Source organism: Coriobacteriia bacterium (assembly GCA_041658765.1).
Classification (GTDB): domain Bacteria; phylum Actinomycetota; class Coriobacteriia; order Anaerosomatales; family JBAZZO01; genus JBAZZO01.
The window spans coordinates 1-22,718 of sequence record JBAZZO010000001.1 but is presented as its reverse complement, the minus strand read 5'-3'; the positions used below and the strand labels follow the sequence as shown (position 1 = coordinate 22,718).

The 22,718-nt window shown below is 66.2% G+C and carries 23 protein-coding genes; 4 read left to right on the top strand and 19 right to left on the bottom strand.

The window, feature by feature from the left end:
* The first annotated feature begins 267 nt into the window (after positions 1–267).
* The 4 genes from WC971_00115 to WC971_00100 all read left to right on the top strand — a co-directional run bounded on the left by WC971_00115 (position 268) and on the right by WC971_00100 (position 4,463).
* The gene (locus WC971_00115) at positions 268–1,929 is read left to right on the top strand and encodes a DNA methyltransferase (GenBank protein MFA5843221.1); all 1,662 of its coding nucleotides are present in this window, start codon (positions 268–270) and stop codon (positions 1,927–1,929) included.
* Positions 1,930–2,094: 165 nt separating this feature from the next.
* Entirely contained in the window at positions 2,095–2,715 is a 621-nt protein-coding gene (locus tag WC971_00110) for an HNH endonuclease (GenBank protein MFA5843220.1), read from the top strand.
* A 93-nt stretch (positions 2,716–2,808) separates the two neighbouring features.
* Positions 2,809–3,648 carry a hypothetical protein gene (locus WC971_00105; GenBank protein ID MFA5843219.1) on the top strand — a complete coding sequence of 280 codons (840 nt, stop codon included), beginning with the start codon at positions 2,809–2,811 and terminating at the stop codon, positions 3,646–3,648.
* Between the two features lie 284 nt (positions 3,649–3,932).
* Positions 3,933–4,463, top strand: a complete 531-nt coding sequence (locus tag WC971_00100; protein ID MFA5843218.1) for a hypothetical protein — start codon at positions 3,933–3,935, stop codon at positions 4,461–4,463.
* A 75-nt stretch (positions 4,464–4,538) separates the two neighbouring features.
* On the opposite strand, the gene WC971_00095 is transcribed toward WC971_00100, so the two are convergent.
* From WC971_00095 to WC971_00005, 19 genes are all read right to left on the bottom strand, one after another.
* Positions 4,539–5,114 carry a DUF5317 family protein gene (locus WC971_00095; protein ID MFA5843217.1) on the bottom strand — a complete coding sequence of 192 codons (576 nt, stop codon included), beginning with the start codon at positions 5,112–5,114 and terminating at the stop codon, positions 4,539–4,541.
* A gap of 2 nt (positions 5,115–5,116) precedes the next feature.
* Positions 5,117–6,331, bottom strand: a complete 1,215-nt coding sequence (locus WC971_00090; protein ID MFA5843216.1) for a hypothetical protein — start codon at positions 6,329–6,331, stop codon at positions 5,117–5,119.
* Positions 6,328–7,593 (bottom strand): HD-GYP domain-containing protein, encoded by a 1,266-nt coding sequence (locus WC971_00085; GenBank protein ID MFA5843215.1) that lies wholly within the window; start codon positions 7,591–7,593, stop codon positions 6,328–6,330. The genes WC971_00090 and WC971_00085 overlap by 4 nt, the downstream gene beginning before the upstream one ends.
* A 337-nt stretch (positions 7,594–7,930) precedes the next feature.
* Positions 7,931–8,590 carry a hypothetical protein gene (locus tag WC971_00080; GenBank protein ID MFA5843214.1) on the bottom strand — a complete coding sequence of 220 codons (660 nt, stop codon included), beginning with the start codon at positions 8,588–8,590 and terminating at the stop codon, positions 7,931–7,933.
* Between the two features lie 121 nt (positions 8,591–8,711).
* A complete protein-coding gene (locus WC971_00075; protein ID MFA5843213.1) occupies positions 8,712–9,224 on the bottom strand; it encodes a GNAT family N-acetyltransferase in 513 nt (170 codons plus the stop codon).
* Positions 9,214–9,495, bottom strand: a complete 282-nt coding sequence (locus WC971_00070; protein ID MFA5843212.1) for a hypothetical protein — start codon at positions 9,493–9,495, stop codon at positions 9,214–9,216. Before WC971_00070 ends, WC971_00075 begins: the two co-directional genes overlap by 11 nt.
* Before the next feature lie 112 nt (positions 9,496–9,607).
* The gene (gene raiA / locus WC971_00065) at positions 9,608–10,159 is read right to left on the bottom strand and encodes a ribosome-associated translation inhibitor RaiA (GenBank protein MFA5843211.1); all 552 of its coding nucleotides are present in this window, start codon (positions 10,157–10,159) and stop codon (positions 9,608–9,610) included.
* 89 nt (positions 10,160–10,248) lie between these two features.
* Positions 10,249–10,983 (bottom strand): amino acid ABC transporter ATP-binding protein, encoded by a 735-nt coding sequence (locus tag WC971_00060; GenBank protein ID MFA5843210.1) that lies wholly within the window; start codon positions 10,981–10,983, stop codon positions 10,249–10,251.
* A 5-nt stretch (positions 10,984–10,988) separates the two neighbouring features.
* Positions 10,989–12,296: an amino acid ABC transporter permease gene (locus WC971_00055; protein ID MFA5843209.1), complete on the bottom strand. Its 1,308-nt coding sequence runs from the start codon at positions 12,294–12,296 to the stop codon at positions 10,989–10,991.
* Positions 12,297–12,401: 105 nt separating this feature from the next.
* The gene (locus WC971_00050; protein ID MFA5843208.1) at positions 12,402–13,217 is read right to left on the bottom strand and encodes a basic amino acid ABC transporter substrate-binding protein; all 816 of its coding nucleotides are present in this window, start codon (positions 13,215–13,217) and stop codon (positions 12,402–12,404) included.
* A gap of 145 nt (positions 13,218–13,362) precedes the next feature.
* Positions 13,363–14,202, bottom strand: coding sequence for an ABC transporter substrate-binding protein (locus tag WC971_00045; GenBank protein ID MFA5843207.1), 840 nt, complete (start codon positions 14,200–14,202; stop codon positions 13,363–13,365).
* Positions 14,203–14,416: 214 nt separating this feature from the next.
* The gene (locus WC971_00040) at positions 14,417–15,172 is read right to left on the bottom strand and encodes a phosphoribosyltransferase family protein (GenBank protein ID MFA5843206.1); all 756 of its coding nucleotides are present in this window, start codon (positions 15,170–15,172) and stop codon (positions 14,417–14,419) included.
* A gap of 32 nt (positions 15,173–15,204) precedes the next feature.
* Positions 15,205–16,116: an AEC family transporter gene (locus WC971_00035; GenBank protein MFA5843205.1), complete on the bottom strand. Its 912-nt coding sequence runs from the start codon at positions 16,114–16,116 to the stop codon at positions 15,205–15,207.
* Positions 16,117–16,125: 9 nt separating this feature from the next.
* Positions 16,126–17,379, bottom strand: coding sequence for an S-methyl-5-thioribose-1-phosphate isomerase (mtnA, locus tag WC971_00030; protein MFA5843204.1), 1,254 nt, complete (start codon positions 17,377–17,379; stop codon positions 16,126–16,128).
* Between the two features lie 29 nt (positions 17,380–17,408).
* Positions 17,409–18,668, bottom strand: a complete 1,260-nt coding sequence (gene ahcY / locus WC971_00025) for an adenosylhomocysteinase (protein MFA5843203.1) — start codon at positions 18,666–18,668, stop codon at positions 17,409–17,411.
* A 25-nt stretch (positions 18,669–18,693) separates the two neighbouring features.
* A complete protein-coding gene (locus WC971_00020; protein MFA5843202.1) occupies positions 18,694–19,521 on the bottom strand; it encodes a purine-nucleoside phosphorylase in 828 nt (275 codons plus the stop codon).
* Positions 19,518–20,642 carry a glycosyltransferase gene (locus WC971_00015; protein MFA5843201.1) on the bottom strand — a complete coding sequence of 375 codons (1,125 nt, stop codon included), beginning with the start codon at positions 20,640–20,642 and terminating at the stop codon, positions 19,518–19,520. Before WC971_00015 ends, WC971_00020 begins: the two co-directional genes overlap by 4 nt.
* Positions 20,632–21,432 (bottom strand): hypothetical protein, encoded by an 801-nt coding sequence (locus tag WC971_00010; protein MFA5843200.1) that lies wholly within the window; start codon positions 21,430–21,432, stop codon positions 20,632–20,634. The genes WC971_00015 and WC971_00010 overlap by 11 nt, the downstream gene beginning before the upstream one ends.
* Positions 21,433–21,434: 2 nt before the next feature.
* Positions 21,435–22,718 (bottom strand): O-antigen ligase family protein (locus WC971_00005; protein MFA5843199.1); only part of this gene is annotated, 1,284 nt, incomplete at its 5' end.

The following is a 22,718-nucleotide window of genomic DNA, read 5'->3' as shown; positions in this document are numbered from 1 at the left end:
GGGGTATGCGGATCGACCCGCGACGGGGCCGTGAAGACCCGAACGATTGTAGCATGCAGCCGGGGCGCGGACGGACCCAGAGGCGAGACCGCCCCTGGGCTCACAACTAGATTGACAATCCCATCGACCGGCTGCCACTGAAACTGTTGAACACCGCGCCAGCGACATTCCGGGCAGAGCCGCTAGGCATCAGCCAGACGTGGGCCAAGCCCTTCCGGCACTATCCGCCGCCACGCCGCGTCGGTGTCCTCTGATATGCTCCGAACCATGAAGACAAACGCCCTCTACTACGGCGACAACCTCGACATCCTCCGGCGCTACATCCCGGACGAGTCTGTCGACCTCGTCTACCTCGACCCGCCGTTCAATTCGAACCGCGACTACAACGTCATCTTCAGGGACGAGTCGGGCCGCAAGAGCGACGCGCAGCTGGTGGCCTTTGAAGACACGTGGCACTGGGGGCCAGACGCCGAGCGCGTCTACGAGTATCTGACAAACACCGCGCGCCATGAGGGTCGAGTGCCCGACAACGTCTCAACAATCGTCGCGGCCCTGCACCGCGGCATCGGCGCGAATCAAATGATGGCGTACTTGGTAGAAATGGCCGCGCGGTTGGTCGAGCTGCATCGAGTGCTCAAGCCGACTGGGTCGCTGTACCTGCACTGCGACCCGACGGCGAGCCACTACCTGAAGGTCTTGCTGGATGCGATCTTCGGGCCGGAGCGGTTCGTGAACGATATCGTCTGGAAGAGGACCACTGCACACAGCAGCGCGAAGAAATACGCGCCCATTCACGACACACTGCTCTACTACGCAAAATCGTCCGCGGTCTGCTGGAACGAACCTCGCGCTGACTACGAGGATGCGTATCTCGACAAGTACTACAAGTATGACGACGGTGATGGCCGCTTGTACTGGCGCGCAGACATCACAGCTGCTGGAGTCCGACACGGCAGCTCAGGTGCACCGTGGAAGGGCATCAGTCCGGGGGCCATCGGTCGGCACTGGCAGTTTCCTGTCGATGAGCTGGACCGTCTGGAGACCGAGGGCCGCATCTACTGGCCCGCGAGAGGCAAAATGCCGCAGTACAAGCGATACCGCGAAGAACTCAAGGGCAGGGCCGTCGCTGACATTTGGGACGATGTTGACCGAATCAACCCGGTCGGAAACGAACGCCTCGGCTATCCCACGCAGAAGCCCGTTGCTCTACTCGAGCGCGTCATCGCCACGTCTTCGAACCCAGGCGATATCATCCTCGACCCTTTCTGTGGCTGCGGCACCGCCCTCGTCGCGGCCGAGAAGCTCGGGCGCCAATGGATCGGCATCGACATCACCTATCTCTCGATCGCCGTCATGAAGGCGCGCCTGAAGGACAGTTTCGGCCTGGACGACGTTGAGGTCATCGGTCAGCCGACTGAAGTCGAGGGCGCTCGCCAGCTGGCCGTGGACCATGAGGGTCGCTACCAGTTCCAGTGGTGGGCGCTCGGTCTCGTAGACGCGAGGCCTATAGGCGGCACTCAGAAGAAGGGTGCCGACAAGGGCATCGACGGTAGGATCACCTTTACGGACCAGCACGGCAAGCTCGAGCAGGTGCTCATCAGCGTGAAGAGCGGCCACGTCAACGCCTCGCAAATTCGCGATCTCAAGGGCACGCTCGAACGTGAAAAAGCGGTGATCGGTCTCTTCATCACTCTCGAGGAGCCGACTCGCAACATGCGAGAGGAAGCCGCCACTGCTGGGTTCTGGCATTCGGACGTGTGGAATGACGACTACGAGCGCATTCAGATCCTGTCGATCGCAGACCTCCTGGAGCGGGGTAAGAAACCACATCTCCCCGCTCACGCGAAACTGTCCACGTACCAGCAAGCTCAGCGAGTCGAAATGCCTATGGCAGCGGAGCAGCGCGAGCTGTTTGGCGGGGATGAGTAGCTGGGGATGCTGGCCAGGAGACCGAGTGGACTGCGCTTCGCGTAGCTGCTCATCTCCGATGTGCTCGGCAGGACAGGGACAGGCTGCACTCGTCACACACGAGCAATGTGCCGTACTCGTTGCCGGAGGGGGTGTCGCTCGTTGATACATCGCAGAATTCGGGCAATGCTCGCGCGTGACGGCGAGGACGATCAGATGCTTCTGGCCCGCTGGCAGGGCTATGTCCGAGACAGGATGAAGCCCTGCTGGGAGATTGACTTCTGCCCATTCGGTCCGCTGGTCGAAGAGTATCCACTTCTCCCTTGGACGGTTGAGCCTGTCAAGAGTACTCATGAGGAACTGACCCAGCGCATCGAGGAGTTCTCCTGCGACTCATGCGGTCGAGGTGACGACGTCGAGGCATGGGTGATTGACGGCTGGCGTGGAGACATCGAACGACTCGCCCCAGCGACTGAACCGGAGACGATTCCGCGAGTGTTCCTCACCGCGTCCTGCAAGGTCTTCGGACACATGTGCCCGGTCTATTTCCTTGCTGAGAAGCACACTGAGACCGACAACATCAGGAGCAATACGCGCCACGTACCGCCCGCACTGGCGATTCGTGTCGCTCGCCGCGACAACTACGCGTGCCAGATTTGCGGCAAGACGCTGCTCGACAAGGACATCGAGTTTGATCACATCATCCCTCTTGCCCGTGGTGGCGTGACAAAGGAGTCGAATCTGCGGGTGACATGCCAGCCATGCAACCGGGCAAAGGGTAAGAAGCCCGACCACGCGTGCAGCTAGCCGACTGGCTGCTGCGAAGAATAGGAGCATCGACCGCACGTCGCACTGTTCATGTGTAGGACGTTGAGTTCCATGGCTAGGAGGGCTCAGAGCGTGCATCCGAACCTGTACCTTCGGACCTTTTGGACCAGTACTTTTCGACCAGAGGTGTTCGTTATCATGAGTTTCGCCAAGAACCTGCAAGGTCACTTCGAGGATGTGATCGAACCTGCAATCGAGGCTATTGAGTATCGCGGCACGAGGCTGCGGGCCACGCGGGTGGACCGTTCTAAGTCGGGTGACTGCATTCTTACCGCTATCGTCGACGGAATTGCACACTCAACCCTGGTCCTTGCAGACGTATCAGTGGTGGGCTGCGATGCGAAATCCGGCCAACCCTATCGGAATGGAAATGTGATGTACGAAGTGGGCTTGGCACTCGCCTGTCGCCAGTCGGCGGAAGTGCTGCTCGTCAGAGACGACAGCGCGGACTTCCTATTCGACGTGAGCACGGTGCCGCACAAGTACCTCGACTTCTCCGATGTAGATGGGGCACGAGCTACTCTCATCCAAGAAATTGGATCACGGTTGCGAGAGGTCGACCACGTTCATGACGCCAGAGTCAACTTGTCCGTCGCATCCCTGACCTCTGAGGAGCATCAGATTCTTGCCACTACGGCCCACTATGAGCCGCATCACACGTTCTGGCTAAACGAGCAGAACCCCGTGACAATGACAGCATTGCCACGTCTTCTTGACAAACAACTCATACGTACGACTGGCATGACCAACAAGGGCAGAGCAATGTTCGTCTGGACCGAACTTGGGCTCGCGGTGGTGAAGAACCTTAATCAGCTGGTGCCCGTTGTTGTATGGCCCGCAGTCTCTGTAGAGTCTACAGAAGCATCCCCGGACGAGGAGAACTCGGAACCGGCAGATGGAGCGATGAAATAATGGAGTCTACTCCCTCCAAGTGCGTCTTCTGCGGACGTGGTGCACCGGATGTGAAGCTCTCAAAAGAGCACGTGCTCCGGGCTTGGCTGCGCAGTCGCTTGGGACACACAGACTCCTGGACTGCCTACAGGCAGGAGTACACTGATCCCGCGTCTGGGACCGTCCAGCGAGCCTTCCGAGACCTTCCACACTCCCCATATGTTCAAGTAGTACGAGACGTCTGCACGTCCTGCAACCATGGATGGCTGAATGAGAGGGTCGAGAAGCCTGTCGAGGGATTCCTCGTGTCTCTTGCGAAGGCCGAGCATATCGAGCTGTCTGCCACCGATGCAGAACAGCTGGCGCTTTGGGCTGCCAAGACGGCCGCCGTTAGGGCGCTTATGGACAAAGGCACTCGCGTCATTCCTCCTGCCCACTACCACTGGATCAAACAGAATCTGACACCCCCACCGCTCACCCACGTCTGGATCGTACATTGCGATGCGCCTTACGACACTTGGACTAGGCACTTTCGCTTTGTTCAACCTGGTTTCGATGAGCAGTCATTCGGTCACTCCACCACAGTTATCCTTGGCCAGATGATGCTCCACGTTGTCGGCTTCTCTTGTGAACCTATGCGGTTTTCCTCGGACGGCATATCCGGTATCAGACCAGGAGAGCTTGATTTGCTCTACGCCGAGCGGTCAGAAGGTGGGGCCATTGCGCTATGGCCCGAACCATCTGCTTTCACCTGGCCCCCACGAGTGAAACTGTCCCGGGAGGCTGCCATTTGTTTAACAGGCCCGGTCTTTACTGACAACGACGAGATGACGTGACGGCACGCGGACTATAACCCTGAGAGCCGTGTTGTATCACTTGTGCTTGGCTCGCTGGAGCAGCCACAAGCGCCTTCACGATGGTCCCGCTATGTTCGCATCGATGCCACTGCACATCACGTCGGAATCGATGCCGCCCCCCATCGCAGCCATCACCGCGATCGCCAGACCGGCGAACATCACCAGGTCGCCCACGCTCACGATCGCCCTCAGCGGTCCCCACGACGAGACTGGGATGAGGTCACCGAGCAGCGCAACGCGCGACGCCCGCGTCAACAGCTGGTGCGTCACAGGGCTCGCGGCCAGAGCCGAGAGCGTCCCGCCGACCATGCGTATCGCCTCCACACTGACCGGCATACCGTGGTTGGCAACAACGACGACCAGATTGAGCGCGACGCCGAGCGCGATGAGCGGCAGCCCCGGAAGGCGCCGATTGGCCAGCGCCAGCGCGATGAACGCCAGGAACGAGACGATCCACGCCCAGTAGGCAACCGCGGGCGGTAGGGGCAGGCGATAGATGCCCAGATGCGCGAGAACTACGACAGGGACGAGCATCTCTCCCCGAAGCTGCGTGCGCCCGGCGCGACGCAAGGTCCCGCCGTCGAGCCAGCCGAGGATCACACCCACAGCTACTACCGCTAGGAGCAGCACGCCTACCAGGCCTTCCCGTCGCGGCAGACCAGGTACAGACCGCGTTCGACCTCGCCCCGTGTCCGGTCGTCCAGCAGCCTCGCGACTAAGCTCGACGCGGCTCCCGGCGACGGCACTCCTTCGTCCACGGACATCGTGTCGGTTCGACGCTTAGCGCTGTCGACGTCGCTCGACCGGCACACGATGTAGGCCAGCAGCGGGTCTCGTCCGCTCTCGACCGTCTCAAGCGGGATCTCTCCGTCCGAGAGCCTGAGCAAAGGCATGACGTCCTCCAGGAACCGGACGTCGGCGAGGACGTCCGCCGCTCCCCGGCCCGTCGCGCGCGCGAGCATCGCGCTGTCGGCGCCGGGCGGCGGGTCGTCGATGGCGACGGCAGCGATGTCGTGGAAGAGGCTCGCGTACTGCAGACGCTCTAGATCGCGTCCGTGCACTCCGAGCCGCGAAGCGACCGCTCGCGCGCAGTGGGCGACACGCTCGGCGTGACCCGACTTCTCGGGATCGTGCGCCTCGAAGGAGCGCGCGATGGCCGTCGTCGTTGCCCGGTAGGCCTCGCGGATGTCGAGCAGCAACACGAACGACTGGCGCAGGACGAGCAGCAGTACGAGACAGAGCAGCAGCCCCCACATCCGCATCGCGGAGTAGATGATCACGCCGAGGACCGCGATCGACATCTGCGCCGCGATCAGCCAACCTTGCAGGCGCAGATTGCCGACGAGCAGGTGTCCGAAGGAGCGCCCCAACCGCAGCGACGCGAGAGCCTGCACCACGAGGACCTCCGCCACGAAGTACGCGAGCGCGACAGCCGCGACGGCCAACATCACGCTCTCCATGTCGCTTCCGAGCAAGGACCGCACACCGAACAGCGCCGCTCCACCCGCGATGACTCCCGCCGACCTCGCCGTGACTGCCTCGAGCAACAAGCCGACCTTCGTCGAGCGATACCGCAAGATGTGAGCGGCGACGCGTACCGCGACCACGGTCACCAACGTCGTCAGCGGATCGAGCAGCACGAGGGACATGACGGCGACCGCGGACGACAGGTCCGCCGCATCGCCACGAGGCAACCAGACGTCCAGGAAGGACAGCATCAGCAGGGCTGCGAACAGCGCTCCCACCGTGAACGGATCGCCTGAATGCACCGGCGACCACAGGTAACCGGACAGCACGGGCGCCAACGTCACCAGTGCCGCGATGGGGATGACCCGTCCGATCCTCATGCGTCCCCCACGGCAGGCCCCACGAGCATCTCCGCATCCTCGTGAGCGACGTCGAGACCCGCGAACGCCGCGACGACCTGCTCGTCGAAGTGCTTGCCGGTGTTGAGCTCGAGTTCGCCCAAGGCCATTTCCGGGGACAGCGCATCGCGATACGGACGCTGCGACGTCATGGCGTCGTAGCTGTCCGCGACCGCCAGGATGCGTGCTTCGAGCGGGATGTCGTCGCCGGTCAGCCCCAGCGAATAGCCGCTCCCATCGAGCCGCTCGTGATGGGCGGCCACCGCAGGCACGACATCGTGCAGGAACGTCACCGACTCGAGGATGTGTGCGCCGATGCCGGGATGTCGCTTGATCTCGTCGAACTCGTCGCGCGTGAGGGTCGAAGGCTTCTGCAGGGTGCGGTTGCTGATGCCTATCTTCCCGAGGTCGTGCAACAGCCCCGCCCACTCGAGCTTGCTGACCGACTTCTCATCCAGATGCATCGCCCGGGCGATCTGCTGGGAGTAGGCTGCGACCCGCTCGGAATGACCGCGGGTGTAGGGATCCTTCGCCTCGATCGCGGCGACGAGCGAGCGTGTCGTGTCGACATACGCCTCCCGCAGAGCCACGTATCGCACGTAGACCTGTCGCGCCACTATGAGCGGCACGACGAACAGCAGGAAGCCGACCGGCCCGACCGTGCCCAGAACCTGGGCGATTGCAAGGCCCAATAGAGCCAGTGCAAGCTGCGTTGGGGCAATCCAAGACGCATTTGTAGCCCACACCCGTCTCACAGGAATCTGATTGAGTAGGGAGATTGCAGCGCCAACAAGTCCAACGTTCAGGATCACGCTGACCAGACCGAGCGCTAGGACTGCCCCGAGCACTGCCGCGGTCGCAGAACCCGTGCTCAACGTCGTCACGGGGAATTGGATGAGGTGACCGTTGTTCAGCACGGAGAAGGAGAGCCGGTAAGCCCATCCCGCAGCAACAGCTGACAGGACGAGTTGTGCAATGTTGAACCCAATGTGTTCGAAAGGCCGCCGTCGCCTTACGTCGTTGATGTTCATCCCCGAGAATGCCGCGACCAGACCGCCCGCAGCAGGCCCGAGCAACATGATGGCAGCCAGAGTCAGCGGATACGCGATGGACGCACTACCACCCCCGGGAATATCGACCGCAAGGTTCTCGGCCACTACCGTCGCAGCCAGCAAAAGGAGCAACACCCGCGAGAATCCAACCGGTGCGGCAACGACTGAAGCAGCAAGCGCTGCGGCACTCACGCAAACAATCACCGAAACGTAGACATGGAAGGAGCGGGGAGTAGTCGGCTGACTCACCTTCCACCCCCCGCTCCTCGATTAGTGCGGACCGAAACCGTAGCGGGTAACTCAGGGGAAGCTACAGACGCCACCAGGCGCCGCCGCCGAGAACCAAGGCAGCCAAAGAGCTGAGGAGAACGATGATCCTCTTCATGGTGAGAAGACCCCCTTCGCTGAAGTAGAAGTGGTGTCTCCTCCCATCCCGCTAGTGATGGAAGAACTCTGCCCGCTCCGCTCGTTCGTGTGCTGACAGTTCTGTCCATTCTTGCGTCCACGGCTCGGTCCAAACCGTTGGCTACTATGCTGTTGTGAAGAAGCCCATCCGCCTGTTGATGGCGTCGAGCGTAGCTCGCACCACCGAGTCCTTCTCGTTCTGACGCACGAGCGCTGAGCCGGCGAAGCTCTGCTCCCCGAGAGGTGTCACCACGACGACGCAACTCACCGCGACATTCTCGCGACCCAACTGCACGATGCACACGTCCTCGAGCGCGAACCCGAAGGTCCCGTGTGTGTACTGCTCGACGGCGTTGAGCGTGGCCTGCGCGATCAGCCGCAGGCGGCTCGTCTGGCTCGCCGGCCCCTTCGAGGAGCCGAGGAACGTCTCGCCCTCGATCTCCAGCTCCACCATCGTGCTGGCGTGCACGCCGCTGACGGAAGCGTTGATCGCGACGATACGGGCTCGCGGATGGATCGCCGGACCGCTCTTGGGGATCATGTCCTGCCCGAGCTGGGCGATGGAGATCACCTTATGGTCGATGGCGATGCCGAAGCTCGCCATGATCGTCGACTCGATGTCGCGCGCGAGCTGCTTGGGAGCCTTCGTCGGAAGCGCGAGGACGTGGATCTCGTCGATGGAGCCGCTGATGCCCGTGACGATGCGCGCGGCCTTGATCTCGGCCACCTGGCAGAGGGTCTGCTCGATCTCGGCGACACTCGCCGCGGTCAAGGGCTGGTCCACGCTGGAGCTCCCTGGTTCGACGACTTCTACGTCTGATTCTGCGATGGATGCCGGGTGTGTTGGTGTGCTCGACAGTGACCTGCGTCACATTTTGGCCAGACGCACGGCCGAAACGCAACCCCTACGCGTGGAGGGCGCGTGCGATCGCGAGGAACATCGGCGTCGGTCGCGGACGAGCGGCGGCCGCTCCGACGAGCACGGTCATCGCACGGAAGCCGAACCGCTCGTAGAAGCCGACGCTCTCGGGACGCGCGTCGACCATCACGCCCGCGCACCCGATCCGGCGCGATTCCTCGACAGCGATGCGCAGCGCCGCCCTCAGCAGCTCTGAGCCGACACCCGCTCCCTGCACCCGTCTGTCGACCGCCAGTCGGGCCACACGCAGGACCGGCAGTTCTCGATAGCCACCCGATGGCGGCGCGCCCGAAACGCCCTCGCTCGAGATGGAAGCCGCCGCGAGGGTGAAGTACCCGACCACGCGACGGGTGCGCTCGTCGACCGCCACGTAGGTGACCCCGAGGTGGTAGCGCGTCTGGTCCTGCCACGCATAACGCTGCAGGAACGCATCGAGCGACGGCTCACCGCACTCGAACCCCTCGCGGATGTCCGAGCGCTCGAGCGTCCTAACCTTCATCGTCCCGCCGTCGCATCAGTTCGCGCAGCGCGGGCGTCGGTTCCCCGGGATTCTCGATCTCGTCGAGTATCCAGTCCCACGTCTGAGCGTCCACGACGACCCGCGCGGGAACCACATACTCCGCGGGCACCGAATCGAGCGTGTCGAGATGAGCCTGGATAGCATCCTCGACGAGCCGGCTCTTCTTCATGCCGGTCTCGCGGGCGTATTGGTCGAGCCTGGAGCGGGTAGCCTCGCTTATCTGGGCCGAGATCTGCACGTAGTCCGTCATGACCATCGCCTCCGTAGATAAATCTACGTTTTCGTATACACGAACGCAACCCCTACGCGCGGAGGGCGCCCCGTGGGACGCCCTCCTTCTCACACGCGATGCGGATGCCGCGTCAGGCTTGCTGCGGCAGGATGAGCCCGTAGTCGCCGTCGTTGCGGCGGTAGAGGACGTTGACCTGGTCGGTGTCGGCGGACGCGAAGACGAAGAAGTCGTGGCCGAGCAGCTCCAGCTGGAGGATCGCTTCCTCCGCGGACATCGGCTTGACCTCGACCGTCTTCGTCTTGACGATGGACGGCTCGTCCTCGGCCTGCTCCGGAGCCATGCGCGGCGCGACCGCCGCGACCGCGCCGTGCGGAGAGTGCCGCTCGGCGATGCGGTCCTTGTACTTGAAGACCTGACGCTCGAGCTTGTCCGTCACGAGGTCGATCGCGGCGAACGTGTCGGCCGCGGCCTCCTTCGCGCGGATGACCGGCCCCTTCGTGTGGACCGTGACCTCCACGAGATGCCCGTTCGCGATGGACGGGTTCTTCTCGACGCTCAGCTCCACCTCGATGCTCTTGACGATGTGATTCAGCGACTTGCCGACGCGGCCTATCTTCTCATCGATGTACTCGCGGATCGCAGGCGTGAGATCCATGTGTCGAGCCTTCACGACGATCTGCATTCGGCGCCTCCCTTGTCTGGTGCCTACACGAAGAAGATACCCATGCGGGGACACGGACGGGTGACCGCTCGTCGTTCGACGGCGGAACGTTACCGGATGTGGCCGAGGAAGTCCTGGGTGCGCTCGGACTTGGGGGTGTCGAAGACCTCGGCGGGGGTGCCCTGCTCGACGATGACGCCGTCGTCCATGAAGATGACGCGGTCGGCCACGTCGCGCGCGAAGCCCATCTCGTGCGTGACGACGAGCATCGTCATGCCGGCGGCCGCGAGCGACTTCATGACGTCGAGCACTCCGCGGACGAGCTCCGGGTCGAGCGCGCTCGTGACCTCGTCGAAGAGCATGACGTGGGGGTTCATCGCGAGCGCGCGCGCGATGGCGACGCGCTGTTGCTGCCCGCCCGAGAGCTGCGACGGGTAGCTGTCGACCTTGTCCCCCAGGCCCACTCGCGTGAGCTGCTCGACGGCGACCCGCTCTGCCTCCGCCTTGCTGCGCCCGAGCACCTTCTGCTGGGCGAGCATGACGTTGCCCTTCGAGGTCAGGTGCGGGAAAAGGTTGAAGGACTGGAAGACCATCCCGACCTTCTCGCGCACCTGGTTGATGTCGGTCTTCGGGCTCGTGACCTCGAGGTCCTCGAACCAGATCTTGCCGCCGGTCGACTCCTCGAGGCGGTTGACGCAGCGCAGCATCGTAGACTTACCCGAGCCCGACGGCCCGAGGATGACGACGACCTCGCCCTTGTCGACCTCGAGGTCGACTCCCTTGAGCACCTGCGTGGCGCCGAAGCTCTTGTGCAGCCCCTCGATGCGGATGATCGCCTGCGGCATCCCGGTCACCTCGACTCGTGTTCGGCGGCCGAGACCTCGAGCTCCGAGATCGGGCCGGCCGTGACCGGACGCCAGAACAGCCCGCCGCGATGCTTCGGCTTCTCCACGGATGAGCCGCGCTCGGAGACGGCGAGCCTCTCCTCGAGCTTGCCGACCCAGTGGATGAGCGGGATCGTCACCACGAGGTAGTAGCCGGCCGCGACCATGAACGGCGTGAGGTTGCCCGAGCGCGCGACGATCTGGTTGCTGTACATCATCAGCTCGAAGACGCCGACCGGGAACAGCAGCGCGGTGTCCTTGAACAGCAGGATGAACTCGGACGTCATCGTCGGGAGCACCCGGCGCACCGTCTGCGGGATGATCACGAAACGCATCGTCTTCGTGTAGGTCATGCCCAGAGACGAGGCCGCCTCGAACTGCCCCTTGTGGATCGATTGGATGCCGGCCCGGAAGATCTCCGCCAGATATGCCGAGCTGTTGAGCATCAGCACGATCACGCCGGTGAGGAAGTCGTTCATCCGCAGCCCGGCGATCCGCAACCCGACGAATGCGACGTATATCTGCAGGAAGAGCGGCGTGCCGCGGATGACGTTGATGTACGCCGCGGCGATCCAGCGCGGCAGCGCGATCTTCGACATCTTCATGAACGCGAGTATCAGCCCGTACGTGATCGCGAGCGGGAAGGCGAAGGCCACCAGACCGATGGAGGTGAGCCATCCCACGAAGACGACGAAGGTCGCTTCGACGAACAACTGCGGCTTGAAAAAGATGTTCAGAGTCTTGACGTCGTTCCATGCGGCGACGAACGAGCTGCGATCCATCCGGGTTGTGAGACGCTCCCACAGCGGAGGCGTGACGTATTCGAACTCGAGCCCGGGGACATCGCGTTCGGCCCCGCCGGAGGTGTAGGTCATCCCCAGCGTGTAGCTGCCGCCCTTGAACGTGGTGATCACGTCGTACATGAGCACGCGAAGCTGCCCGCCCGGCTCGAGCGGGGTCTTCAACGCCAAGTCGACGGTGGTCCCGCTCACCGAGACGTCGGAGGTCATGTGAGTGACCTTCACGCCTTCGAGTTCGTCCGTCACGAAGCGCGCCTTGCTCAGGTCGAAGCCCTTCGGGAAGACGAGGCGCACAGAGTCGATGCGCTCGTCCGCCCCTGAGAAGGCGTTGAGGGTGAACCGCGTCGATTTCCCACCGGTCTGCTCGTTGAGCGTGACCTTGGCGTTCTCGACGGCTAGGGCGACCGGCTGGATAGCGAGGACGCCGATGAGCGCGACCAGCGCCGAGAGGCCTAGGATGCGGGCTCGCATCATGCGGTGTGATCCCTCACTCCATGAAAGCGACACGCGCGGAGCCCCCGGTGGTTGGACCGGGGGCCCCGCGGTGCGCGTTCGTCGTGCCCGCGTCAGCGGGTAGGACTAGTTGGTCGGCTCGACACCGAACCACTTCTTGTAGATGGCGGCGTACTCGCCGGAGGCCTTGAGCTTGGCAAGAGCATCGTTGATCCCCTTGAGGAGATCGGGATTGTCCTTGCTCACGCCGAAACCATAGAGCTCGGCGGTCGGCGCCTCAGCAGCGATCTTGAGTCCCTTGGCCGGGTCCATGACCAGGTACTGCATGACCGGGCTGTCGTTGACGGCAGCTTCCACGTTGCCCGCCTGGAGGGCGACGATCTGATCGGTGGCCGTCTTGAACGGGACGATCGTCGCACCCTTGGCGTTCTCCTTGACCCATTCCTCGCCCGTGGTGCCCGACTGTACCGCGATCTTCTTGCCCGCGAGATCGTCGAGGCTCGCGATGGCGGAACCGTTCTTCACCGCGACGCCCTGATTCGCGACACCGTACTCGTCGCTGAAGTCGATGGACTGCTTGCGCTCGTCGGTGATGAACATGCCCGAGGCGATGACATCGAACTTGCCGCCGGCCTTGAGCGTGGGCACGAGCGTGTCGAACGTCTCGGTCTTGAACTCGACGGCGAGGCCGAGCTCCTTGCCGATGGCGGTCATGAGATCGACGTCGAAGCCCTCGGCGACGTCACCGGTCATCGACTCGAACGGCGGGAACGAGGTGTCCGATCCGACGGTGATCTTGCCTTCGCTGACCAGCGTGTAGGTCGGCTTCGCTGCCGGCTCTTCGGCGGCCGGCTCCTTCTTGGCGCATCCACCGATGGCGAACACGCTGACGAGCAGCGCGAAGGCCAGCAGCAGTGCGAACGATCGGGTGACTCTACGCATCTGTTCCTCCTCCATGACCGAAATGCATAAAAACTTGGCAGAACCGTATACTTCTGCCGCCCGATGCCGGGCGCGCCCTGACTATACCGCAAGGGGATGCGCGAAGGAATATGCAGGCCGGGTCGTCCGGCGATGCGAAGGAGCTCTACGGCGCGGTCGCTTCGATCGCGCCGGTAGCCCCGTCGATGCGCAAGGCCGGAGCGGAACCGGCCCACTTCGCGCGCAGCGTCTCGAGGATGCCCTCGGTCGCGAGCGAGTCGAGCGCTTGACGGACCGCGGACTCGAGCTCTGGGGAGTCCTTGGCCACCGCGATGCCGACGGGGACCGCAGCGCCTATCTTCCCGGCGACGAGCACCTTGGGCAGATCGCGCGCGATGTAGGCGCCCACGAGCGCGTCACCCGCCGCGACGTCCGCGGTACCGCTCGCGACCGCCTCGAGCGCGGCACGCAACGTGGGCACCGTGGTGTAGGCGCCGGCGCCGAGTTCGTACTCGAGCGCCCATGCGGCGGCCGAGCCCTGCTGGGCCACGACGCGCTTCCCGCCGAGCTCGGCGACGGTCAGCGTCTGCTCGCCTGAAGCGAAGAGCACCGGGCCGTCGAGCGCGTACGAACCCGCGAACGCGACGTCCGACATGACAGCCTCGCTGATCGGGATGCCCGCGAGCGCGATGTCGACCGTCCGCGCACCGAGCGCCTCGCCCACCTCATCGCCGGGAACGTCGACGAAGCGCGTCTTCAGGCCCAACTCGGCCGCGACGGCGGATGCGACATCGATGTCGAGACCGGCCTTGCGGCCCTCGTCCGTCCCCGCGAACGGCGGATAGCCGAGGTCGACGCCGATCCGGAGCACCCCGGCCTCGCCGATGGCGGGCGGCGCGATCTTCGGATCGAGCTTGACGACGGGCTTGTCCGCGCACCCGGCGAGCAGGATCGCCGAGACGAGCGCTCCCGCCAGTACGCGCGACACCATGGCTGCTCGGCGCATGGACCGTTCTCCTCACCAGACTAGAAGTCGGTGCTTCCACCCGGCTGACCTGGTCTTTGGCCCCACACTCGCGTACCGGGGCTTCCGCTTGATGCTATCTCACTAACGGCCCTCTCGCCCACCCGAGGGCGGACGGTACGACTTACCCCTAAGGCGCGCCATGCTCGCGCGGGACCATTCGGCTCCCGGCTTACGTGGGTCCATTCGGCCGCGCCTACCTTGGACTTGGGCTTACGCCCGCAACCACAGACCCGGGTGGAAGCACCCCGGATTGTAGCAGATGGCCGGCCTCGAGCGGCCCGCACGCGCGAGCCACGGCGACGGCGCGCACCTCGACCGCGCCCGCCTCCCGCAGACGCGCGGCGGCGGCGTCCATCGTCGATCCTGTGGTGAGGACGTCGTCGACGAGGAGCACGCGCGCCGGGGCCGCGAGCCCGGGGCGCGCGACGAACGCTCCGGCGGCGTTCGCGCGTCGCGCGTCGCGGCCGAGCTCGCGCTGGTCGCGCCCCTCGCGGCACAGGAGCATCCGCACTGGGTGCGTGTCGAGTCTCGCCGCAAGGCATCGCGCGAGGAGTTCGGCGTGATCGAAGCCCCGCCGCACCACCGCCGCCGGCGACGCGGGGACCCAGGTGACCGCCTCCGCCCAGCCCTCCCATCCCACGAGCGCGTCGCCCGCGAGCCCCGCGAGGACGAGCGCGAGGCGGCGCTCGCCGGAGTCCTTGTACGTCACGACCGCGCGTGCGAGTGGCCCGGCGAGCACGCCCGCACATCTCGTCGCGCGGAATGCGTACCGCGCGTCCGCGCACGTCGCGCACTCGTCGCGTCCTCCGGGCGCGCCGCAACGGACGCAGGCTAGCGCGCGGTCGATGCGCGCCACATCCGCCAGGCACCTCGGGCACAAGGCCGCGCCCGGCGCGTCGCATCCGGCGCACCGCGTAGGGAAGAGCAGCTCTGCGAGCCCCTCGAACACGCGCCTCCCCCGCTCGCCGCGGAGCGGCGCGCTCAGCGGACGAGCATCTGCAGCAGCGGCACGCTGACGATCGAGAGCACGCTCGTCGTCACGATGGCCGTCGCGATGAAGTCCGTGTCGAGCTTGAAGCGCATCCCCACGACGAGGCTGAGCATCATCGAGGGCATCCCCGCCTCGAGAACGACGAGGCGCACCGCTCCGCGGTCCGGCAGGAACGCGGAACCCACTGCAAGAGCGACGAGCGGCAGGGCGACGAGTCGCACTGCGGCGATCACCCCGAGCGGCACCGTGCTGCCCCGCGAGACACCCGGGCGCAGACTCAGTCCTACCGAGACCATGATGAGCGGCACGACCAGTCTAGCGAGCGCATCCAACCAGGTGCTTACCGCACTCGGAACGGCGACCGGTTTCAGAGCGAGCGCGACGATCAACGCCACCACGCCTGGGAAGGTCAGCAGCTCACGGATCGGGTTCACCGGTCCCTCATGGTCCCCCATGCGCGACGCGACGAGGATCCCGACCGTCATGAGCGCGACGACCGTCCCGAACACGTCGAAGAAGATCGCCTGGAGAAGCGCATGCTCACCCAATAGGGTCCGCACCACGGGATAGCCGATGTAGCCTGTGTTGCCGAGCGCGGCGCACAGGATGAACCCGCCGGCCGTCCTCGGCGGAAGGCGCAGGGCGCGCGCAAGGACCCACCCGAGCGCGAATCCGGCCGCCGTGACCGCCCAGGCGATCCCAGCGATCCCCGCGAGTTCCCACGACAACGGCGCGGGGTGCACCGTGCGGAAGACGAGCGCCGGCAGAGCGACGTAGACCATGAGCGTGTTGATCGGCTTGGCGTCCTCGGGCTTGAGCAGTCCCGTAGCGCGCAGCGCGACGCCGACACCGACGAGAGCGAGGATGCCCGCGAGCACTCGGGCGAGCGCGATGAAGGACACCTTCGTCCCCTAGTCCGAGCCGAGTTCCCCGAACGACTCCAGCTCGTGCAGCGCGCCCGACCCCATGCACAGCAGCGCGAGCGAAGTCTCGAAGTCCGGCCTCGCGACGCCGCGTTCGGTGATGATGGCACTGATGTAGCGATTGGGCGTGACGTCGAACGCGGGGTTGTACACCGGCACGTCGACCGGGGCGATGCGCGCCCACCCATCGAGCTGGAACGCCCCTCCCTTGCGCGAGACCAGCAGCTTGTGCCCGCGGCCGAGGTCGACGTCGAACGGGCCTTCGATGGTCAGCGCGTCGAACGCCGCGCTCACCTTCGCGTCGGTGGCCTCGAAGACCGCCGACCACGCGACGCCGGTGACCTCGTCGTGATCGCGCTCCTCGATGGGGATCTCCGCGCCCGTGGAGATGGTGAGGTCGACGGTGGAGGTCGGCGCCGCGACGTAGAACGGGATGCCGTGCTCGTGCGCGAGCACCGCGAGCCCGTACGTGCCGATCTTGTTCGCGGTGTCGCCGTTCGCGGCGATGCGGTCGGCGCCGACGATGACGGCGTCCACGGCCCCGGCCGCCATGACGGCGGCCGCCATGCTGTCGGTGATGAGTGCGCACGGCACGCCCGCGACCATGAGTTCCCAAGCCGTGAGACGCGCGCCCTGCATCACCGGACGCGTCTCGTCGACCCAGACGTGCTCGACCTTGCCCTGCTCGTGCGCGGTGAAGATCACGCCGAGCGCCGTCCCGAAGTAAGCGGTCGCCAGCGAACCGGCGTTGCAGTGCGTGAGCAGACGTGAGCCCGGCTCGATCAGTTCCGCACCGTGCCGGCCGATCTCGCGGTTGCGCGCTTCGTCCTCGGAGGCGATGTTGAGAGCCTCCTGGATGATGAGTTCCCTCAGTTCGGGGAGCGGCAGGTCGGAGTTGGCCGCCGCCAGCAGCTTCATCCTCTGAGCTCCCCAGCGCAGGTTCACTGCGGTCGGACGCGTCTCGGCGATCTCGTCGGCGACCTCTTCGAGCCCCATGAAGAACTCCGCGACGTCGTCGATCTCCTTGCTCTCGTTCGCCACCCACAGGGCTATCGCGAGCGCAGCGGCGACGCCGAGCGCCGGCGCACCTCTCACCGCGAGGCCCTTGATCGCCCAACATACGCCCGTGTGATCCGAGCACTCGAGGACGTCTCCGACTAGCGGGAGACGCGACTGGTCCACCAAGCGGACCACTCCGTCCTCCCACCAGATGGTGCGCGGGATCTTGTCCTCGATCGGCATGCGACTCCCCTTCCGTGAAGGCGGACGGCCTAGACCGTCCCCTCCTGCCACGACGCGAGGTAGCGCTCCTGCTCGGGCGTGAGCGTGTCGATCCTCACGCCCATCGTCTCGAGCTTGAGCTTCGCGATCTCCGCGTCGATATCGGCCGGCACGGGGTAGACGCCGGGAGTGAGCGAGGCCGCGTTGCGGACCATGTACTCCGCGGCCAGCGCCTGGTTCGCGAAGGACATGTCCATGACCGAGGCGGGATGACCCTCCGCGCACGAGAGGTTCACGAGACGGCCGTCGGCCAGCAGGTAGATGTGGCGGCCGTCCGCCATCGTGAACTCCTCGACGAGCGGGCGCACCTCGCGAACGGAGATCGCTGCATCGCGCAGGTGCGGGATGTTGATCTCGACGTTGAAGTGACCGGAGTTGCAGATGATCGCCTCGTCCTTCATGACGGCGAAATGCTGCGCGTCGATGACGTTGATGTCACCGGTCACCGTGATCCAGATGTCGGCGATGGGAGCGGCGTCGATGGCGGGCATCACGCGATAGCCGTCCATCACCGCCTCGAGTGCCTTGAGCGGGTCGATCTCGCAGATCACGACGTTCGCGCCGAGGCCGTCGGTGCGCATCGCGGCGCCGCGCCCGCACCAGCCGTAACCAGAGATGACGACCGTACGCCCCGCGATGAGCCGGTTCGTCGCGCGGATGACGCCGTCGATGGTCGACTGGCCGGTGCCGTACCTGTTGTCGAAGAGGTGCTTCGTGTCCGCGTCGTTCACCGACACGATGGGGATCTTGAGCGCGCCGTCCGCCGCCATCGCGCGCAAGCGGATGACGCCGGTGGTCGTCTCCTCGGTGCCGCCGATGACGTCGGCGAGCGCCTCGGTGCGCTCGGCGTGGATCCTGCCCACGACGTCCGCGCCGTCGTCCATCGTGAACTGCGGCTTGTGGTCGATGGCCGCGTCGATGTGCGAGTAGTACGTCTGGGTGTCCTCGCCCTTGATGGCGTACGTGCGGATGCCGTACTCGGAGACGAGCGCCGCCGCCACGTCGTCCTGCGTGGACAGCGGGTTGCTCGCGCAGAGGACGATGTCCGCGCCGCCGGCCTTCAATGTGCGCATGAGGTTCGCCGTCTCGGTGGTGACGTGCAGGCACGCCGAGACGCGCAACCCCTGCAGCGGCTTCTCGCGCTCGAAGCGCTCGCGGATCGACGCGAGGACGGGCATGTCGCGGTCGGCCCACTCGATGCGCGCCTTGCCGGCGGCAGCGAGGGAAGGGTCTTTCACGTGATGGTCCATGAGGAGGTTCCTTTCGAGATGTCAGCTACAGACGCGACAGTATAGCAAGGATGAGGCGTGTGAGGTCGGCCGACGCGCGCTCTCCCGCCGAGAGCACCTCTTCGTGCGAGATCCGCGCCCCGGCCGCGACGTTCGTCACCAGTGACAGACCGAGCACGCGCAGGCCCAGTGCGCGCGCAGCGATGACCTCCGGGACGGTCGACATGCCGACGACGTCGGCGCCGGCCGCTTCGAGCGCGCGTACCTCGGCGGGCGTCTCGTAACTCGGTCCGGCGACGGCCGCGTAGACCCCGCCCTCGAGCGCGATACCCTCCTCCATGGCGACGACCCGCGCCAGGTCTCGCAGTGCCGGGTCGTAGCCGTCGCGCATCGACACGAACGGAGTGCCGCCGTCGGGGCCCGGCCACCCGCGCAAGGGGTTGTCTCCCAGGAGGTTGATGTGGTCGTCGATGACGACGAGGTCGCCCGCGTCGAGCGAGCGGTTCACCGCGCCGGCAGCGTTCGTCACGACGATGACCTCGGCGCCGAGCGCCGCCGCCAGGCGGGCGGGATACGCTGCGTCGAGCGCCGACAGACCCTGGTAGGTGTGGAGGCGGCCCATGAAGACCGCGCACGCGACGCCTTGCAGCTTCCCCAGGACGAGTCGGCCCGCGTGACCGGCGAGCGCGGCGGGCGGGTGCGGGAACCCTGCGAGGTTCGCGAAGGGGATCTCGGTGGGGCCCTCGACCGCGTCCGCTACGGCGCCGAGCCCCGACCCGAGGACGAGCGCGACGCGCACCTGGCCGCGCCACGGCGCGAGCGCCTCGGGGACCTCCACGCGCAGCCCGTCCGCACCCATCGCCGACCCCCTCACGCCAGGAGCGTCTCGTAGAGACCGAACAACCGCTCCTCCATCGATTCCCAGTTCAGGCGTTCTTCGACCAGCCGGCGGCCCGCGAGCCCCGTCCGCTGCGCCGCGAGCGGCTCGGACAGCAGGTGGAAGACGGCCTGTGCCGCCGCGACGGGATCGCCGGGCCTCACGAGTTCGCCGCCCACACCGCCCGTGACCGCGCGCAGCGGATGGAAGCTGCTCGCGACGTAGGGCACGCCGCCCGCCATGTAGTCGAATACCTTCGTGGAGACGTTCTTGTGGTACTTCGGGTGTGGACGGAGCAGAGACAGGCCCACGTTCGCTTCGCCCAGAGCGGCCGGCACGTCCTCGTACGCGATGGGTCCGCGCAGTTCGAGCGCGCCGTCGGGCAGCGTCGCCATGACGCGATCGAACGCGCCGGCGACCTCCTCGGTCGGGCTCCCGTAGACGACGAGCCTCGCGTCGGGCAGGTCGGCGCGCACGAGCTCGAGGGTCGCGATCATGTCGTAGAAGCCGCGCACCGCCGAGATCGACCCCACGTACATCATCGTCGGTGGCCCGGGGGGCGGCACGTGCGGCTCGCCGAAGAGCGACAGCGGCGGGTAGTTGTCGAGCTCGACGACGCGACCGTGAAGCGCCGCGAACCGTTCCTTGAGCGCCGCGTCCGCCACGACGACCGCCGACAGCCCCGGCACGGCAGCGCGCTCGGTGTGGTCCGCGAAGGCCGCCGCGAGCGGGCGCAGCGGCGCGGGGATCCAGGCCTTCTGGTCCATGGCGTCCGGGTAGTGCTCGTGCGCGTCGTAGACGATCGGCTTCCCCGTGCGCCGCGCGAACCTGCGCATCACCGGAAGGAGTTCGGGGTCGTGGAAGTGGTAGAGGTCGGCGTCCACATGCTCGGCCGCGCCGACGATCTCGCTCGCTCCGAGGAAGCGCGCGAGACGCCCACGCTTGCAGGGTAGGGGCCGTATCTCGACGCCCTGAATCTTGCGCGGACCGCCGTCGTCGCGGCAGACGAGCACGGTACGGTAGCGCTTCGCGAGAGAGCGGCACTCGTGGTAGAGGATACGGCCGTCCGTGGGGACGTGGACGGAAGTCACATGGCAGACGACGGCCTCACGCGCCAAGGCGGCCTCGTGTCATCCTCTCGCGAACGAGCGCCGCGAGCATACCGGCGATGAGCCCGACGATGAGCCCCCGCAGTCCTGCGGAGAGCAGACGCCCCGTGTCGGCGACGCGCACCACCGAAGCGATGCCGTCCGACACGACGTAGTTCGAGGTCAGGTCGGCGGTGAACCTCGCCTGCCGGGCAAGATCTCCGTATGAGTAGATCTGGACGCGCGTCTCCAGCACGGTCTGCTCGAAACCCGCGCGCTCCACGTCGGTCAGCGAACCGGAGCGCAGACGGCGCTGGAGGTCGGAGAGCGCCGACTCGAGGACCGGGATGCGCTCCTCGAGGGAATCCGCGTTCGCGTTCTGGAAACCGATGAGTATCCTCAGCGGCTCGAGCGCCTTCTCGCGGACCGCGATCGCGACCGCATCGGCCTTCGCCGAAGCGAGGTCCTTGTCGGCGTCGCGCACCGAGATGTCCGCGACGCTGCGGTTCTTCGAGTCGATGGCCGCAGAGACCCTGCCCGCCAGCGCGCTCGGCCCGAGACCGAGGGACGTGGCCGCCAGGCGCAGCGTCTGCGGTTGCGTCGCCGCCGCGACGAGGGTGTCGACGGTGGGCGCGTTCGCTATGTTCGCGACGTTGGTGGAGACCCGCACCCGCGACGTCGCGACCCACACCGGTTCGGGCGCGCGCGCCGCCGCCAGCCAGACCGCGAGCGTCGTCGTGACCACGACGGCGGCGAGCACCACCGGCCACTGCCCGCGCGCGAACCGTCCCAGCGTCGTGATCTCGTCGCGCTCGTCCACGGTCACTCCTCGCCACGTGGGGTGCGGCTCATGCGTGCCGCCGCCATCCCCAAGCCTACAGTCAACCAAAGGAATTTGCTCGTCTCAAGACTGTACGTGAACGCCTGCGCGAGCAACGCCACGCCCGCGGCGAGCGCGCCGACCGCGATCGCGTGCGCCGCGCCTTCGGGCAGTGTGAGCGCCGCACGCGCCGTGCGCGTGAGGAACCTCCACACCAGCCACAGGAGACCCGCGAGGCCCGCCAGCCCCGTCTCGACCAGCACGGTGAGGTAGGCGGTGTGCGACTCGACGAGACCGGGCGCGACGAAGGCGTCCCGGTACGCGGGGAAGACCAGCGGGTAGTTCCCTGGACCGACGCCCCACGGGTGGTCGAGCCACATGCGCAGAGCGGAGCCTCCCATGTAGATCCGGTACATGAAGGAGCGGTTCTGCCCCACGTCGACGAGCTTCTCTCGGACCCACCCGGGATCGAGGTAGCGCAGGAGCAGCACCGCTAGGAGCAGACCGGCGACGCCCACGAACGCGGTCTTCACGCGAAGAGGTACGCGCGCGAAGACTAGGACGACGACCAGCGCGAGCAGGAAGCCGCCCCACGCCCCGCGTGAGAACGTCACGACGAGGCCGAGCACCGTCACCGTCACCGCGCCCCACGCCGCAAGCCGCCGGACCGTGCCGCGGCGCTCGAGCGCGAACGGCACGCCGAACGCGGCCGCGCACGCGAGGAAGCTGCCGAAGACGTTCGGGTCCTTGAACGTCGTCTTCGCCCGGATGCCGTACCCCCAGGCCTTGAGCAACGGCTGGATGGAGTAGAGCCCCGCCCGCTCGACGAGCGCGAGCGCGCCCAGGACCGCCGCGATGGCGAGCAGTCCCCAGACCACGGTCTCGCCGCGTTCGGGAGTGTCGACCGCGACCACGACGAGATAGAGCAGCACGACGCTCGAGAGCAGACTGAGGAAGGAGACCGCGGCGAGCTTGGGCGAGACCGCCCCGGGGACCGCGGCGAGCGCGAAGGCGAGGAAGAGCGCGGCGGGCAGGTCGGCGGGCGTGGCCGGGACCCGCGCGCGACGGCGGACCGCCCTCACCCCGAGGACCGCGACAAGCGCGGCGACGACGAGCTGGTACGCGGTGAGCTGCACGCCGGCGACCGTCGCGACGCGACCGGTGACGTCGAGCGCGGCAGCGCCGACGAGCGCCACGACCCCGAGCTCCGGGCGCTCCGAGGCGAGCAGCGCGAACGCGACGGCGAGCCCGAGCGCGAGCGCCGCCGAGACCGCCGTGGGCGCGAG

Bases quoted from the DNA above. Each gene is read 5' to 3' on its own strand.
- WC971_00115 (MFA5843221.1), top strand. From the start codon at position 268: ATGAAGACAAACGCCCTCTACTACGGCGACAACCTCGACATCCTCCGG.
- WC971_00110 (MFA5843220.1), top strand. From the start codon at position 2,095: ATGCTCGCGCGTGACGGCGAGGACGATCAGATGCTTCTGGCCCGCTGG.
- WC971_00090 (MFA5843216.1), bottom strand. From the start codon at position 6,331: ATGAGGATCGGACGGGTCATCCCCATCGCGGCACTGGTGACGTTGGCG.
- WC971_00075 (MFA5843213.1), bottom strand. From the start codon at position 9,224: ATGAAGGTTAGGACGCTCGAGCGCTCGGACATCCGCGAGGGGTTCGAG.
- WC971_00070 (MFA5843212.1), bottom strand. From the start codon at position 9,495: ATGACGGACTACGTGCAGATCTCGGCCCAGATAAGCGAGGCTACCCGC.
- raiA (MFA5843211.1), bottom strand. From the start codon at position 10,159: ATGCAGATCGTCGTGAAGGCTCGACACATGGATCTCACGCCTGCGATC.
- WC971_00060 (MFA5843210.1), bottom strand. From the start codon at position 10,983: ATGCCGCAGGCGATCATCCGCATCGAGGGGCTGCACAAGAGCTTCGGC.
- WC971_00055 (MFA5843209.1), bottom strand. From the start codon at position 12,296: ATGATGCGAGCCCGCATCCTAGGCCTCTCGGCGCTGGTCGCGCTCATC.
- WC971_00050 (MFA5843208.1), bottom strand. From the start codon at position 13,217: ATGCGTAGAGTCACCCGATCGTTCGCACTGCTGCTGGCCTTCGCGCTG.
- WC971_00045 (MFA5843207.1), bottom strand. From the start codon at position 14,202: ATGCGCCGAGCAGCCATGGTGTCGCGCGTACTGGCGGGAGCGCTCGTC.
- mtnA (MFA5843204.1), bottom strand. From the start codon at position 17,379: ATGCCGATCGAGGACAAGATCCCGCGCACCATCTGGTGGGAGGACGGA.
- ahcY (MFA5843203.1), bottom strand. From the start codon at position 18,668: ATGGACCATCACGTGAAAGACCCTTCCCTCGCTGCCGCCGGCAAGGCG.